We start from the raw sequence: 14,806 nt of genomic DNA on the forward strand, positions 1-14,806 counted from the left end.
GCAGCTCGCCGGACGAGCTTCCGTCAGCCGATCAGCGGGAGAGCAGCTGCCGCTTCGAGCTCAGCACGCCGGTGTCGAAACCGGCGAGATGCAGGCCGCCGTGGAATCGCGCGTGCTCGATCTTGATGCACCGGTCCATGACCACCGCGAGCCCGGCGTGCTCCGCGATCGCCGCCGCCTCCTCGTTCCACGACCCCAGCTGGAGCCACAGCGCGGCGGCGCCGACCTCGACGGCCTCCCGAGCGACGCCCGGAAGGTCGTCGTGGCGACGGAAGACGTCGACGAGATCGGGGACGACCGGCAGGTCAGACAGCGATGCGTAGGCCGGCTGCCCCAGGATCGACGTGGCCCGAGGGTTCACGAAGTAGACGTCGTACGGCGAGCTGCTCGTGAGGTACGTCGCGACGAAGTAGCTTGCGCGGGCGGGATTGTCGGAGGCGCCGACGATCGCCACCGACCGCGTGCGCCGCAGCAGGTCGTGGCGCGCCTGGGCTCCGGGAGCCTGCCACGTGCGATCAGCCGAAGCCGGCGGCGCGGTGGGCAGGGCGCAGAAGGCGGCATCGGTCATCGGGTCGCTCCCGTCGCTTCGGTGAGGGCCTGGTCGAGATCCCACACGATGTCCTCGGGGTCTTCGAGCCCGACGGAGATCCGGATGAGGTCAGCCGGGGTCCCCGCTGCGATCAGCTGCTCGGGTGTGAGCTGGCGGTGGGTGGTCGAGGCGGGATGGATCACCAGGGTGCGCGCGTCACCCACGTTCGCCAGGTGCGAGGCGAGGGTCACCGAGTCGATGAAGGTCTCCCCCGCCTTGCGCGCGGCCGCCTCTCGAGCCGCGTCGTCCTCGAATCGCCCCGCCGGAGCCACGCCGAAGGCGAACACCGCCCCCGGACCGAGAGGCAGGTACCGGCGCGCACGCTCGGCGTGCGGATGATCATCGAGCCCTGCCCAGGTCACGAAGGACACCCGCGGGTCGGTCCGGAGCCACTCCGCGACGATTCTCGCGTTGGCGAGGTGCGCATCCATGCGCTGCGGCAGCGTCTCGATTCCCTGCAGCAGCGTGAAGGCGGCCTGCGGGTTGAGCGACGGGCCGATGTCACGCAGCTGTTCGCTGCGAAGCTTGGTGAGGAAGCCGTACTCGCCGAAGTTGTCCCACCACTTAATGCCCCCATAGGAGACCACCGGCTCGGTCATCGCGGGAAAGGTGCCGTTGCCCCAGTCGAACGTGCCGGCCTCGACCACGACACCGCCGAGAGCGGTGCCGTGACCACCGAGGAACTTCGTGACCGAGTGGATGACGATGTCGGCGCCGTGCTCGATGGGGCGCAGGAGGTACGGCGTCGCCAGCGTCGCGTCGACGACGAGCGGCACACCCGCGTCGTGCGCGACCTTCGCGAGTCCGGCGATGTCGGCGATCTCCCCACCGGGATTCCCGATCGCCTCGGTGTAGACGACCTTCGTCTCCGGCCGGATCGCGGCGGCGTAGTCGGCGGGATCCGATGAGGCGACGAATGTCGTCTCGACGCCGAACCGCCGCAGCGTGACGTCGAGCTGCGTGATCGTTCCGCCGTAGAGCTGCGCCGACGCGACGACGTGGTCTCCTGCGCCGACGAGCGCGGCGAACGTGATGAACTCCGCGCTCATGCCGCTGGCGGTCGCGACCGCTCCGATCCCGCCTTCGAGGGACGCCATGCGCTCCTCGAGCGCGGCGACGGTCGGATTGCCGATGCGGGAATAGATGTTGCCGTACTTCTGAAGCGCGAAGAGGTTCCCCGCGTCGGCGGCGTCGTCGAAGACGAACGAGCTCGTGTGATAGATCGGCACCGCGCGAGCACCGGTGGCCGCATCCGGGGTGCCCCCGGCGTGCAGCGCGCGCGTGCGGAAGCCGAATCGATGCTCGGTCACTCGTTCTCCTTGTCCTCGGCGGGTGTCGCCGACTGGCCGGCGCCCTTCAGGCGTGCGATCGCGTCGCGGACGCCTTCGACGGCATCGGGGTTCTGCAGGGATGTGATGTCGCCCAACACGTCACCCTGCCACATCTGCACCAGCAGTCGGCGCATGATCTTGCCCGAGCGGGTCTTCGGCAGATCGGGCACGACGATGACGTGAGCGGGCTTGGCCACGGGGCCGATCTCGACCGCGACCTGAGCGCGGAGCGTCTCGATGTCGACCGGTTCGCGCAGTACGACGAAGGCGGCGACGGCATGACCGGTGATCGGATGCGCCACGCCGGCGACCCCCGCCTCTCCGACTGCGGGATGAGCGACGAGCGCCGACTCGATCTCGATCGTCGACAGCCGGTGACCGGAGACGTTGACGACATCGTCGAGCCGGCCGAGCACCCGGATCGCGCCGTCCTGGTCCACCGTCGCGGAGTCCCCCGCCACGTAGTATCCGCCCCACTCGCCGTGTCCGGCGAATCGCGACCAGTAGGAGTCGCGATAGCGCTCCGGGGATCGCCAGATCGTGCGTGCCATCCCCGGCCAGGGACGACGGACGACGAGGGTGCCGGAGCGGCCCGGCGCGACCGGTTCGCCGTCGTCGTCGACAACCGCGGCGTCGATGCCCGGCAGCGGAACCGTGGCCGACCCCGGGGTGAGGGTGGTTGCGCCCGGGAGCGGCGCGATCATCGCGGCACCCGTCTCCGACTGCCACCAGGTGTCGACGATCGCGAGGCTGTCCCGGCCGTGGTTTCGCCGGAACCACATCCATGCCTCCGGATTGATCGCCTCGCCGACGGTACCGAGCAGTCGCAACGATGTCAGGTCATACCCGGCCGGCAGCGTGTCGCCCCACCACGTCATGAAGGTGCGGATGAGTGTCGGCGCGGTGTAGTAGACCGTGACGCCGTAGCGCTCGATGATCTCCAGATGCCGTTCGCGATGCGGAGTGTCCGGCGTGCCCTCGTAGATCACCTGCGTCAGTCCGTTGGAGAGCGGTCCGTAGAGCTCATACGTGTGCGCCGTCACCCACGCGAGGTCGGCCGTGCACCAGTGCACGTCGTCGGGCTTCGCGTCGAAGTGGGCCCAGTGCGCCCAGCTCGCGTGGGTCAGATAACCGCCGGAGGTGTGGACGAGACCCTTCGGCTTCCCCGTCGTCCCCGAGGTGTAGATGATGAACAGCGGATGCTCCGCGTCGAACGCGGCGGGCTCGTGCACCTCCGGAGCGGTCTCCACCACCTCGTGCCACCAGTGGTCGCGCCCCGGTGTCCAGTCGACGTCCTGGCCGGTGCGACGCACCACGAGCACGTGCTCGAGATGCGGGAGTCCGTCGGCGGCGGCATCGGCGGCGGACTTGACCTCGACCGCCTGCCCCCGTCGCCATTGCCCATCAGAGGTCACCAGGAGCTTCGCACCGGTGTCTTCGAGGCGGAATCGCACGGCTTCGGCCGAGAAACCGCCGAACACCAGCGAATGCACCGCGCCGATGCGGGCGCAGGCGAGAGCGATGACGACCGTCTCGATGAGCACGGGGAGGTAGACGACCACCCGATCACCGGGCTCGATCCCGAGGTGCTCGAGGGCGTGGGCCGCCTGGGCGACCCGTCGCTGGAGGTCTCGATAGGTGACCGTCACGCGGTCGCCTCGCTCCCCCTCGAAGTGGAGCGCCACCTTCTCGCCACGACCGGCGACCACATGACGGTCGACGCAGTTGACCGCCACGTTCAGTCGCCCGCCGTCGTACCAGCGGGCGGCCGGCACGGACAGCTCGCCGTCCTCATCGCGCACCGGAGGCCGCCACTCGAGCGTCGACGTCCACGGGCGCTCCCACTGGAGTCTGTGGGCGGCGCGGTCCCAGAAGCCGATCGGATCGGCGGCGGCGATCGCAGAGGCTTCGGGGCCGACGTTCGCCTGTGCGGCGAAGGCCGGATCCGGCGGAAACGTCCGCTGTTCGATCAGACGCGCCTCATCGGCGGCCGGCGGGACGGAACCGGACATCTTCACTCCCTCACAGCCAGCGCTTGAGCACGGCCCGCTCGAACAGCGACAGCAGCGCGTTCGTCAGGGTGCCCAGGAGCGCCAGGAGCACGATGGCGAGGATGATCCGGTCGACGCGCCCGGTGCTCTGCGACTCCGTGAGGAGGAAGCCCAGCCCCATCGAGGCGCCCACGAGCTCGGCCGCGACGAGGAACAGCCAGGCCTGCGCGAGACCGAGACGAAGGCCGGCGACCATCGAGGGCACCACGGCCGGCAGCTGGATGGTGCGCAGCAACGGCCACCCCCGAAGCCCGAAGGACCGTCCGGCCTCGACCAGGTGCGGGTCGACGCGATGCAGTCCGGCGGCGACCGTGGTGAAGACCGGGAAGAACGCGCCGATCGCGATCAGGGTCACCTTGGAGTCTTCGCCGATCTGCATCCAGAGGATCAGCAGCGGGACCCATGCCAATGACGGAACCGCACGGAGCGCGACGATCGTGGGTCCGAGCAGAACCTCCCCGGCACGGGAGAGGCCGACGATCGCCGCGATGGCGAGACCGACCACGGCGCCGATGGCGAACCCGAGGAGGACGCGCTGGATCGAGATCGCGACGTGCACCCACAGCGTGCCGTCCGCAGCAAGCTGAACGGCCGCCTGCACGACCGAGACGGGTGTGGGAAGGCGGTACGTCGGGATGATCCCCGTCGTCGTGACGAACTGCCACAGTGCGAGCAGCAGCAGCGGCAGCACCAGTCCGCCCACGATGCGCACGCCGCGACGCGCCCAGAAGGGCGTCGCCGCCGAAGCGGCGCCGCCCTTCCGACGTGTGCCGGTCGTCGTTGCTGTGACGGTCATTCGCTCGTGGCGGCGAGGGCGAACTCGTCGTAGACGATGGTCGCGAGCGCCTCGTCGAGCGCTTCCTGTCCGCCCTGGACATCGCCCGAGTCGACGAGGACCGGCGAGATGCGCTCGAGAACGGCGATCTGGTCCGCGCCCGGGACGCCCGAGACGTCGAGGTTCGAACGCTCGAGGATGACCGTCTCGGCGACCTCGGTGTCCAGACCCGACGCTTCCGCGAGCAGGGCCGCGGTCTCCTCCGGGTTCTCGAGGGCCCAGATGCGGGCCTGCTCGTAGGCATCGACGACGACCTGCGCGACATCGGCGTGGTTGTCGATGAAGTCCTCCGTGGCGTTGAGGAATCCGTACGTGTTGAAGTCGACGTTGCGGTAGATGAGCTGGGCGCCGGAGTCCACCTCGGCACCCGCCATGATCGGGTCGAGACCTGCCCACGCATCGACCGAACCGCCGGCGAGGGCAGACCATCCGTCGGCGTGCTGCAGGTTCTGCACCTCGACGTCGTCGAGCGAGAGTCCCGCCTCGTCGAGCGTCTGGAGGAGGAAGAAGTACGGGTCGGTGCCCTTCGTGGCGGCGATCGAGGTGCCGGCGAGGTCGTCGACCGACGTGATGTCGCTGTCGGCGTCGACGACGATGGCCGACCATTCCGGCTGCGAGTAGATGTCGATCACCTTGATCGGCGAGCCGTTGGCACGGGCGAGGAGTGCGGCCGAGCCGGCGGTCGACGCAATGTCGGCCGAGCCGGAGCGGAGCAGCTCGTTCGCCGTGTTCGAACCGGTCGACTGCACCCACTCGACGGTGACGTCGTCGCCGAGGGCATCCTCGATCAGACCCTGGTCGCGCAGCACGAGGCTGAGCGGGTTGTAGGTCGCCCAGTCCAGCGTCAGCTGATCGGTGGACCATTCACCGGTGGCCTCGGCACTGTCGGTCGTGTTGCCGGCGTTCTCGCCGGCGATGCAGCCGGTGGCGAGCATCGCCATCGCACCGGCGAGGGCGATCGCGGGTACGGTTCGGCGAATGGCGGTGCTCATGGGGTCTCCTCAGGAGTCTTGTAGTGGTGGGTGTGCACGCCGAGTCCCTCGAGGAGGGTGGCGCGCAGGTCCGTGAACGCGCTGTCTGCGCGATCGCGGGGTCGGGTCCCGGCGACCGGGAGGATCTGGGCGATGGAGCGCGCATCGGGCCCCGCCGAGCGCAGCGATGACAGCAGCACGACGCGGTCCGCGAGGTAGAGCGCTTCCTCGACATCGTGGGTGACCAGCAGAATCGTGGTCGGCTGCGCGGCGTGGATCTCGAGCAGCAGGTCTTGCATGCGCAGACGCGTCAGCGCGTCCAGCGCGGCGAACGGCTCATCCAGGAGCAGGACGTCGGGGTTGCGCGCGAGAGCGCGCGCAAGGGATGCACGCTGGGCCATGCCACCGGAGACCTCGCGCGGGCGAAGGTTCGACGCGTGGTCGAGGCCGACAAGTTCGAGGAGTTCGCGCACCCGCTCGCGACCGGCGGCACGGGCCGACCGGCGTGAGCCGCGCACGCGCGGGAGCCCGAGCTCGACGTTCTGCGACAGCGTGCGCCACGGCAGCAGACGAGGCTCTTGGAAGGCGATCGCCGCGCGTTCGTCGGTGTCGGCCAGCCGATCGCCGTCGACGGTGATCGCGCCGTCACTGGGCTGATCGAGACCGGCGACGAGACGAAGCAGCGTGGACTTGCCGCATCCCGAGGCCCCGATCACCGCGACGATCTCCCCGGCCGGCAGCTCCAGGTCGACACCGCGCAGCACGTCGACGGCGCCGTTCGGCGTGCCGAACGTGCGCCCGACGCTGTCGAGGCGCACGGCACCTCCGCGCGACGGCGTGGTGGCCGAGGCAGGGGCGTCGAGTGTCGTGGTCACGCAGTAAGAGTGACAGAGCCGCCTCGGCGTAACGAACCGGGCGCAACATCATGAAACATTCGACTCACCGATGCCTGCCACCGCGAGCCACCGGACCCTTGCCGACTGCGGTCTCACCCTGCGGGATCGCGAATGCACCGAGCACATCACGGAGCGCGACGAGGTCATCGGCGCGAAGGCCGGTCGCGGCCATCACCCGGCCGGGAACGTCCAGCGCGCGCTCGCGCAGTGCACGTCCATCCACGGTGAGACCGATCTCGAGCACGCGCTCGTCGGTGGGGCGTCGCCGACGGGTCACTCGACCCTGGGATTCGAGGCGTTTCACGAGCGGCGACAGGGTGGCCGGTTCCATGGCGAGCATGTCGGCGAGCCCGCCGAGCGAGCGCGGAGACTTCTCCCACAGAGCGAGCATCACGAGGTACTGAGGGTGCGTGAGCCCGAGCGGATCGAGGATCGGTCGATAGACGGAGAGGACATTCCGCGCGGCCGTGACGACGGCGAAACATACCTGATTCTCGAGAAGAAGCGGATCCTCAGCGGGTTCGGTCGACTCGGACATTCCGCCCTCATTTCCTTAGTACACTAATTATCATGGCACGAACTGACGCGGCGGCGGACGGCGAGGCTCGTGAGCCGAGTCTGCGCGCACGGGTACGGGCGGCGGGCGGCTGGTACGCCTATCTCAACGCCAGGCTCATCACGATTGCTGGGCCGGCTTCGGTCGGACCGTACGAGACGACGCCTGAACCGTCACGGCTGGAGCGCCCCTGCCCACTGTGCGGAAAAGCCATGGCGTCCCATCGGGTCGACCGGGCCGGTCCCAAGCCGCTGCTGCACTGCCCCGCCCCATCCGCCTGAACTCCGGCGCAGCCCGTCAGGCGTGACCGGCGCGCTCCATGGCGCGAAGCTCCTTCTTGAGGTCCTGCACCTCGTCTCGGAGGCGTGCCGCCAGTTCGAACTTCAACTCGGTCGCCGCCGCGAGCATCTGATCCGAAAGGTCCTGAATCGTCGTCTCGAGTTGCTGCGCTCCCTCGGCAGCGATGCCCTCTCGGCGCAGCTGCGGTGTCGGAGACTTGCCCTTGCCGCTCTTCGTCTTGGCGGCGTCTTTGCGCGAGAGCATGTCGTTGGTGTCGGAGGCCTCGCGCGCCAGCACCTCGGTGATGTCGGCGATGCGCTTTCGCAGTGGCTGCGGATCGATGCCGTGCTCGGTGTTGTATGCGATCTGCTTCTCGCGGCGCCGCTCGGTCTCGTCGATCGCGTTCCGCATGGAGTCGGTGACGGTGTCCGCGTACATGTGCACCTGTCCGGAGACGTTTCGAGCGGCGCGCCCGATCGTCTGGATGAGCGAGGTACCCGACCGCAGGAATCCTTCTTTGTCGGCATCGAGGATCGACACCAGCGAGACCTCCGGCAGATCGAGACCCTCGCGGAGGAGGTTGATGCCGACGAGCACGTCGTAGACGCCGGCGCGCAGCTCGGTGAGAAGCTCGACACGGCGCAGGGTGTCGACGTCGGAGTGCAGGTATCTCACCCTCACGCCGTGCTCGCCGAGGAAGTCCGTGAGCTCTTCCGCCATCTTCTTCGTCAGCGTCGTGACCAGAACGCGCTCATCGCGCTGCACGCGCACCCTGATCTCCTCGAGGAGATCGTCGATCTGCCCCTTCGAGGGCTTGACGATGATCTCCGGGTCGACCAGGCCGGTGGGGCGGATGATCTGCTCGACGATGCCGTCGGCGATGCCCATCTCGTATCGTCCCGGCGTCGCGGACAGATACACGCTCTGCCCGATACGCTCCTTGAACTCGTCCCAGCGCAGCGGACGGTTGTCCATGGCACTCGGGAGCCGGAAGCCATGATCGACGAGAGTTCGCTTGCGTGACGCGTCACCCTCGTACATCGCCCCGATCTGCGGCACTGTCACGTGCGACTCGTCGATGACCAGGAGGAAGTCGTCGGGGAAGAAGTCCAAGAGGGTGTGCGGCGGCTCCCCCGCCGAACGCCCGTCGAGGTGCCGTGAGTAGTTCTCGATTCCGGAGCAGAAGCCCAGCTGCTGCAGCATCTCCAGATCGAACGTCGTGCGCATGCGGAGGCGCTGAGCCTCCAGAAGCTTGTTCTGCGACTCCAGCTCCGTCAGCCGTTCCGCAAGCTCGTCTTCGATCGTGCCGATCGCCCGCTGCACGGTCTCGGTGGCGGCGACGTAGTGCGACGCGGGGAAGATCGGCACGGACTCCATCTTCTGCACGACGTCACCGGTGAGCGGGTGGAGCATGTAGAGCGCCTCGATCTCATCGCCGAACATCTCGATCCGGATCGCGTACTCCTCGTACACCGGGATGATCTCGATCGTGTCACCGCGCACGCGGAAGTTGCCGCGCGAGAAGTCGACGTCGTTGCGGTTGTACTGCATGGAGATGAACTTGCGGATGAGCGCGTCGCGGTCATAGCGCTCGCCCACCTGCAGCGCGACCATGGCTCGCAGGTACTCCTCGGGCGCACCGAGGCCGTAGATGCATGACACTGTCGACACCACGACGACGTCGCGGCGTGAGAGCAGCGCGTTGGTGGTGGAGTGGCGGAGCCGCTCGACCTCCGCGTTGACGGAGGAGTCCTTCTCGATGAAGGTGTCCGTCTGCGGCACGTATGCCTCGGGCTGGTAGTAGTCGTAGTACGACACGAAGTACTCGACCGCGTTGTGCGGCATCAGGTCGCGGAACTCGTTCGCCAGCTGCGCCGCGAGCGTCTTGTTGTGCGCGAGCACGAGCGTCGGCCGCTGGACCGCCTCGATGAGCCAGGCTGTCGTCGCGGACTTGCCCGTTCCCGTGGCACCGAGAAGCACCACGTCGGTTTCGCCGGCGTTGATGCGAGATGCGAGATCGGCGATCGCCTGAGGTTGGTCGCCACTGGGGGCGTACTCGCTGACGACTTCGAACGGGCGCACGGAACGTGTGGTCTGCACCCTTCCAGGGTAGGTGCGCCCTCCGACATCGGCGCCGGAGTGTCAGCCGAAGCCGCCGCCGGCGTCGAATCCTCCGAGACCGCCGGCGTCGAATCCCCCGAATCCCCCGTCGAAGCCCGCGCCGTCGAAGCTGCCGCCGGCCGCGCCCGCTTCGACGCCCGTGATATCCCCCACCCAGGCAGGCTGGTCGGCGAGCAGAGCTCCCGCACCCACGGTGAAGTACGTCGTCAGCGCCGTCGAGAGCAGGAAGTGATGTGCGACGACCGTCATCACGCCTGCGCTCATCATCAGCGCGCGCGGGTCGACGCCGTCTCGAGGATCGAGCGCCGCGCTCCCTCCGCCGCTCGCGGCCGCGCCATCGGCGTCGATGGTGCGACCTGCTCGGCGCTCCTCGGCCCGCCGAACGAGTCTGGCCAGAAGATCGTTGTCGTCGTTCTCCGCCTGCTCACCGTCCGCGAGGAACGGGCGGAGCTCCTCGAACAATTCACGACGCTTCTCGCGAGGCAGATCCTTGAAGGCCTGGGCGTGCGCCTTCTCGATCACACTCGTCGGAAGCGAACCGAGCAGATAGACGTAGCGCGACATCTGCTCTTCGTCGCTGACGGCCCGGTACGGCGATCGGCGTCTTCGCCACCTGGAGAGAACTCCCACGTCCTCACCTCCCTCGTCGCCTCCAGGGTACGCCCGTCGCGTCCTACAGTGGAGGGATGCTCGAGTTCCTGGTCGGCACGGGCCTCGCCGCCGCGGCGGGCCTGAACGCATGGATGCCTCTGCTCGTGCTCGGGCTCGCCGACCGGTTCCTTCCCGCCGTGGAGCTGCCCGCCTCGTGGGCATGGCTCTCCAGCGACATCGCGCTGTGGATCATCGGGGCCATGCTGCTCATCGAGATCATCGCCGACAAGGTGCCGGCGGTCGATTCCCTCAACGACGTCTTGCAGACGGTGGTCCGCCCCGCCTCCGGCGGCGTCGTGTTCGGCGCCGGCGCGAGCGCTGAAACCCTCTCCGTCACCGATCCCGCCGCATTCTTCTCGGATTCGTCCTGGGTGCCGATCCTCGTAGGGGTGCTCATCGCCCTTGCGGTGCACGGCGTGAAAGCGGCATTCAGACCGGTCGCGAACGCGGCTACCGGCGGCGTCGCCGCGCCGGTGATGAGCACCGTGGAAGACGTATCCTCCCTCGTGCTCTCGGTGCTGGCGATCCTCGTGCCGGTGCTCGCCGCCCTGGCCCTGATCGGCGGTGTCGTGGCGATCGGCGTGGGGATCCGAAGATACCGACGACGCGGACGCGAGGGCACCGTCACCGCAGCCGGTTGACGCGACGCCGTCCTCGGACCGCCGCGAGTATGGCGGGCAGGTTCTCCCACAGATCGTCGACCTGCGCGTGCGTGTGCGCGAGGTCGCCCGCGGTGTCGATGACGACATCGGCAAGGCGCAGTCGGTCTTCGTCGGACACCTGCGAGGCGAGCCTGGCATCGGCGTCTGCGCCGCTGAGCCCGCGGATCTCGACGAGGCGCTGTCGTCGCACCTGCGCCGGCGCGTGGGCGACGATCACGAGCTCCCACGGGTCCCGCGCACGGGTCTCGGCCAGAAGAGGCACGTCGTACACGATCACGGCGTCGGGATCGACCTCGAATGCGCGGGCGAATCGACGTTCGGACTCTGCGCGGACCGCAGGATGCACGATCGCGTTGAGGGCGCTCACCGCTTCACCGTCGCCGAAGACCGCCGCCCCGAGGGCGACTCGATCGAGCGTGCCGTCGTCGCGAAGCATCTGATCGCCGAATCGGTCGGCGATCGCGCTGAGCACCGGCGTGCCCGGCTGCTGAACGTCACGCACGATCTGATCGGCATCGACCACGACGGCGCCGTGCTCGGCCAAGCGCGCCGCGATGGTGGACTTTCCCGAGGCGATGCCCCCGGTGAGGGCGATGAGTGGCATGCTCCGAGCATGCCACGAGCTCACTCCTGAGAGGTCGGCGGCGGTTCGGTCGCCGTGCCGTAGGAAGCGACCAGCTCAAGCTCCTTCTTGTGACCGGGCAGGAAGAGCCACACCACGGCGGCACCGATCGCGATCGCGATCGCGCCTACCGCATAGGCGGCGATCGAGCCGGTCTCGAGACTCTGCTGAGCCGCCTGAAGGATCTGGTCCTTGTACTGCGGGTACTGCTCAGCGACCTGGAGCGCGGACGCATACGACGCCTGGAGGGCGGCGGTCACCTGCGAGCTGATGCTCGACGCCTCACCCGACTCGGCGATCAGATTGCCGAAAGCACGCGCGAAGCCGGCCGCGAGGATCGCGCCGAGCACCCCCTGCATGATCGATCCACCGAGGTCCCGCTGGAGATCGGCCGTCGCCGAGGCCATGCCCACCCGACGGACGGGCGTCGACTCGGTGATGGCACGCGAGGCCGGTGTCATCGCGAAGCCGGCACCCACGCCGATCGACAGGTACGCGACGCTGACGAACCAGAAGGGCGTGTTCTCGTTCCAGAAGAGCATGGTGATGAAGCCGAGGAGAACGAAGACATAGCCGACGAGCATCGTGAATCGCGACCCCCTCGTAAGCACCAGCTTCGCTGACTGCGGTGCGACCAGGAGCAGTCCGACACCCGCAGGGATGATCGACAGCGAAGCGTCGAGGGTGGAGTAGCCGAGGATGTTCTGCTGGAACTGCTGGCCGACGAACATCGCCCCCATGAGGGATCCGAAGACGATGAGGCCCCCCGTGGCCGGTGCCCAGAACATCCGTCGGCGCGCAACGGAGAGGTCGTAGAGCGGAGAACGTGCGGTCACCTGGCGCCAGCCGAAGACACCGATCAGCAGGACCGAAGCCGCGAGCAGGATGCCGCCGAGCGTCGCGGTGTCCGGGGCGAAGACGGTCGCCAGACCGAGCACAAGCGCGGCGATCATGAACACCGAGAGCGCGCCGCCGACATGGTCGACGGGTTCGCTCGACTCGGCGACGTGCGAGGGAATGAAGATGAGCACGAGCACGAAGGCGGCGAGGGCGAAGGGAACGGCCAGGAGGAAAGCCGAGCCCCACCAGAACCACAGCAGGAGGACACCGGCGAGCACGGAGCCGATGACCGTGGCGGTCGCGCTCACCGCCGACCACAGGGCGATCGCGAGCGTGCGCTGGCGTCCCGGCGCCCACAGCGCGGTGATCAGCGACAGCGTTGTGGGATACGCCATGCCCGCGGCGATCCCGGTGAAGATGCGCGCTGCGACCAGCATCTCCACAGAGACCGAGAAGGCGGCGAGGATGCTGGCGATGACCGTCAGGCCGAGGCCGAGCACGAGCAGCTGCTTGCGTCCGTGACGGTCGGCGACCGCCCCGAGATACATGACCGACATCGCGAGGCCGAGCGAGCATCCGACCGCGACGAGGTTCAGCGAGGTCTGGTTCGCGCCGAAGGCGTCGCCGATGTCGGGCAGCGCGATGTTGGCGGCGGCGAGATTGATGTTGCACACCAGCGCCCCGAGGATGAGCGCCGTCAGCACGAGCGGTGCGCGCGGCGGTGAACCGGTGGATGCCGTCGGCGAGGCTGGCGAGGTCACGGCCCTACCCTAGCGAGACGGAAGGGTCGCCGACGCCACTTGGGTGTGCGCCGGAAACGGCGACGGGCCGGAACCCCGAAGGATTCCGGCCCGTCGACCGTCAGTGCGTGTCGGCTCAGCGACCCGACAGCTTCTCGCGAAGCGCCGCCAGCGCCTCGTCGTCGGCGAGGGTTCCCGCGCCGCTGCTGTCAGAGGTGAACGAAGACGAGGGCGTCTCGCCGGCAGCCGCCGATGCAGCCTCGGCTTCCATCGCCTTGACGACGGCGGCCTTGTGGGCCTCCCAGCGCGCGTGGGCGGCGGCGTACTCCTGCTCCCACTTCTCGCGCTGCTCGTCGAAGCCTTCCTTCCACTGGTTGGTCTCCGGGTCGAAGCCCTCGGGGTACTTGTACTCCCCGTTCTCGTCGTACTCGGTGACCATGCCGTAGAGGGCCGGGTCGAACTCGGTGCCGAACGGGTCGACCGACTCGTTGGCCTGCTTGAGCGACAGCGAGATGCGGCGACGCTCGAGGTCGATGTCGATGATCTTGACGAAGACCTCTTCACCGACCGAGACGACCTGCTCGGCGAGCTCGACGTGCTTGCCCGAGAGCTCGGAGATGTGCACGAGGCCCTCGATGCCGTCCGCGACGCGGACGAACGCGCCGAACGGGACGAGCTTGGTGACCTTGCCCGGTGCGACCTGACCGATCGCGTGCGTGCGGGCGAAGACCTGCCACGGGTCCTCCTGGGTGGCCTTCAGCGACAGCGAGACGCGCTCGCGGTCGAGGTCCACCTCGAGGATCTCGACGGTGACCTCCTGGCCGACCTCGACGACCTCGGATGCGTGCTCGATGTGCTTCCACGACAGCTCCGAGACGTGGACGAGACCGTCGACGCCACCGAGGTCGACGAACGCACCGAAGTTGACGATCGACGACACCGTGCCCTTGCGGACCTGGCCCTTGTGCAGGTTGTTGAGGAAGTTCGAGCGCGACTCCGACTGCGTCTGCTCGAGCAGTGCGCGACGCGACAGCACGACGTTGTTGCGGTTCTTGTCGAGTTCCAGGATCTTCGCCTCGAGCTCCTGACCGAGGTACGGCGTGAGGTCGCGCACACGGCGCAGCTCGATGAGCGAGGCGGGAAGGAAGCCGCGGAGCCCGATGTCCACGATCAGACCACCCTTGACGACCTCGATCACCTGGCCGGTGACAACACCGTCGTTCTCCTTGATCTTCTCCACGTCGCCCCACGCGCGCTCGTACTGAGCGCGCTTCTTCGACAGGATGAGGCGGCCTTCCTTGTCCTCCTTCTGGAGAACGAGGGCTTCGACCTCGTCGCCGACGTTGACGACCTCGTTGGGGTCGACGTCGTGCTTGATGGAGAGTTCGCGCGAGGGGATGACGCCCTCGGTCTTGTAACCGACGTCGAGGAGCACCTCGTCGCGGTCGATCTTCACGACGGTGCCTTCGATGAGGTCTCCGTCGTTGAAGAACTTCAGGGTCTTCTCGACCGCGGCCATGAAGTCCTCAGCAGATCCGATGTCGTTGATGGCGACCTGCTTGGTGGCCGGGGCGGTCGTTGCGGTAGTCATGTAGTGGGTTGTCCTAAAGGGTTGTGTGCTCGGGCTCCGCCTTCGGACACGCGAGATGCCGTCGGCGATGC

Annotated in this window: 14 protein-coding genes; 2 read left to right on the plus strand and 12 right to left on the minus strand. The window is 68.2% G+C overall.

The window, feature by feature from the left end:
* Positions 1-31: 31 nt before the first annotated feature.
* The 7 genes from ACGG9C_RS14090 to ACGG9C_RS14120 all read right to left on the minus strand — a co-directional run bounded on the left by ACGG9C_RS14090 (position 32) and on the right by ACGG9C_RS14120 (position 7,211).
* Positions 32-568 (minus strand): CoA-binding protein, encoded by a 537-nt coding sequence (locus ACGG9C_RS14090; RefSeq protein WP_071043597.1) that lies wholly within the window; start codon positions 566-568, stop codon positions 32-34.
* Positions 565-1,899, minus strand: coding sequence for an O-acetylhomoserine aminocarboxypropyltransferase/cysteine synthase family protein (locus tag ACGG9C_RS14095; protein WP_286795772.1), 1,335 nt, complete (start codon positions 1,897-1,899; stop codon positions 565-567). Before ACGG9C_RS14095 ends, ACGG9C_RS14090 begins: the two co-directional genes overlap by 4 nt.
* On the minus strand, positions 1,896-3,932 hold the full coding sequence (gene acs / locus ACGG9C_RS14100; protein WP_286795773.1) for an acetate--CoA ligase: 2,037 nt from the start codon (positions 3,930-3,932) through the stop codon (positions 1,896-1,898). The genes ACGG9C_RS14095 and acs overlap by 4 nt, the downstream gene beginning before the upstream one ends.
* A gap of 10 nt (positions 3,933-3,942) precedes the next feature.
* Positions 3,943-4,767, minus strand: coding sequence for an ABC transporter permease (locus tag ACGG9C_RS14105; protein ID WP_071043600.1), 825 nt, complete (start codon positions 4,765-4,767; stop codon positions 3,943-3,945).
* A complete protein-coding gene (locus tag ACGG9C_RS14110) occupies positions 4,764-5,798 on the minus strand; it encodes an aliphatic sulfonate ABC transporter substrate-binding protein (RefSeq protein WP_286795775.1) in 1,035 nt (344 codons plus the stop codon). Before ACGG9C_RS14110 ends, ACGG9C_RS14105 begins: the two co-directional genes overlap by 4 nt.
* On the minus strand, positions 5,795-6,652 hold the full coding sequence (locus ACGG9C_RS14115) for an ABC transporter ATP-binding protein (RefSeq protein ID WP_390178742.1): 858 nt from the start codon (positions 6,650-6,652) through the stop codon (positions 5,795-5,797). Before ACGG9C_RS14115 ends, ACGG9C_RS14110 begins: the two co-directional genes overlap by 4 nt.
* Positions 6,653-6,716: 64 nt before the next feature.
* Positions 6,717-7,211: a MarR family transcriptional regulator gene (locus tag ACGG9C_RS14120; RefSeq protein ID WP_071043603.1), complete on the minus strand. Its 495-nt coding sequence runs from the start codon at positions 7,209-7,211 to the stop codon at positions 6,717-6,719.
* Positions 7,212-7,243: 32 nt separating this feature from the next.
* Here ACGG9C_RS14120 and ACGG9C_RS14125 point away from each other — a divergent pair, with 32 nt between their 5' ends.
* Positions 7,244-7,510, plus strand: a complete 267-nt coding sequence (locus ACGG9C_RS14125) for a hypothetical protein (RefSeq protein ID WP_075807081.1) — start codon at positions 7,244-7,246, stop codon at positions 7,508-7,510.
* 16 nt (positions 7,511-7,526) lie between these two features.
* Here the strand turns inward: ACGG9C_RS14125 and uvrB are convergent, their stop codons facing one another.
* Together uvrB and ACGG9C_RS14135 are read right to left on the minus strand one after the other, a co-directional pair.
* Positions 7,527-9,608, minus strand: coding sequence for an excinuclease ABC subunit UvrB (gene uvrB / locus ACGG9C_RS14130; protein ID WP_071043604.1), 2,082 nt, complete (start codon positions 9,606-9,608; stop codon positions 7,527-7,529).
* A 42-nt stretch (positions 9,609-9,650) separates the two neighbouring features.
* The gene (locus ACGG9C_RS14135) at positions 9,651-10,193 is read right to left on the minus strand and encodes a hypothetical protein (protein ID WP_071043605.1); all 543 of its coding nucleotides are present in this window, start codon (positions 10,191-10,193) and stop codon (positions 9,651-9,653) included.
* Between the two features lie 122 nt (positions 10,194-10,315).
* Between ACGG9C_RS14135 and ACGG9C_RS14140 the strand changes: the two genes are divergently transcribed.
* Positions 10,316-10,921: a DUF4126 domain-containing protein gene (locus ACGG9C_RS14140; RefSeq protein ID WP_390178743.1), complete on the plus strand. Its 606-nt coding sequence runs from the start codon at positions 10,316-10,318 to the stop codon at positions 10,919-10,921.
* Here ACGG9C_RS14140 and coaE read toward each other — a convergent pair.
* The 3 genes from coaE to rpsA form a co-directional block, all read right to left on the minus strand.
* Positions 10,905-11,546 (minus strand): dephospho-CoA kinase, encoded by a 642-nt coding sequence (gene coaE, locus ACGG9C_RS14145; protein WP_071043607.1) that lies wholly within the window; start codon positions 11,544-11,546, stop codon positions 10,905-10,907. The two genes, ACGG9C_RS14140 and coaE, sit on opposite strands and share 17 nt — an antisense overlap.
* 20 nt (positions 11,547-11,566) lie before the next feature.
* Positions 11,567-13,165, minus strand: a complete 1,599-nt coding sequence (locus ACGG9C_RS14150; RefSeq protein ID WP_390178744.1) for an MFS transporter — start codon at positions 13,163-13,165, stop codon at positions 11,567-11,569.
* A gap of 115 nt (positions 13,166-13,280) precedes the next feature.
* Entirely contained in the window at positions 13,281-14,735 is a 1,455-nt protein-coding gene (gene rpsA / locus ACGG9C_RS14155) for a 30S ribosomal protein S1 (protein ID WP_071043609.1), read from the minus strand.
* Between the last annotated feature and the right edge of the window lie 71 nt (positions 14,736-14,806).

The sequence above is a fragment of the Microbacterium sp. MTN4-26 genome (assembly GCF_042846595.1).
Classification (GTDB): Bacteria; Actinomycetota; Actinomycetes; order Actinomycetales; family Microbacteriaceae; genus Microbacterium; species Microbacterium luteum.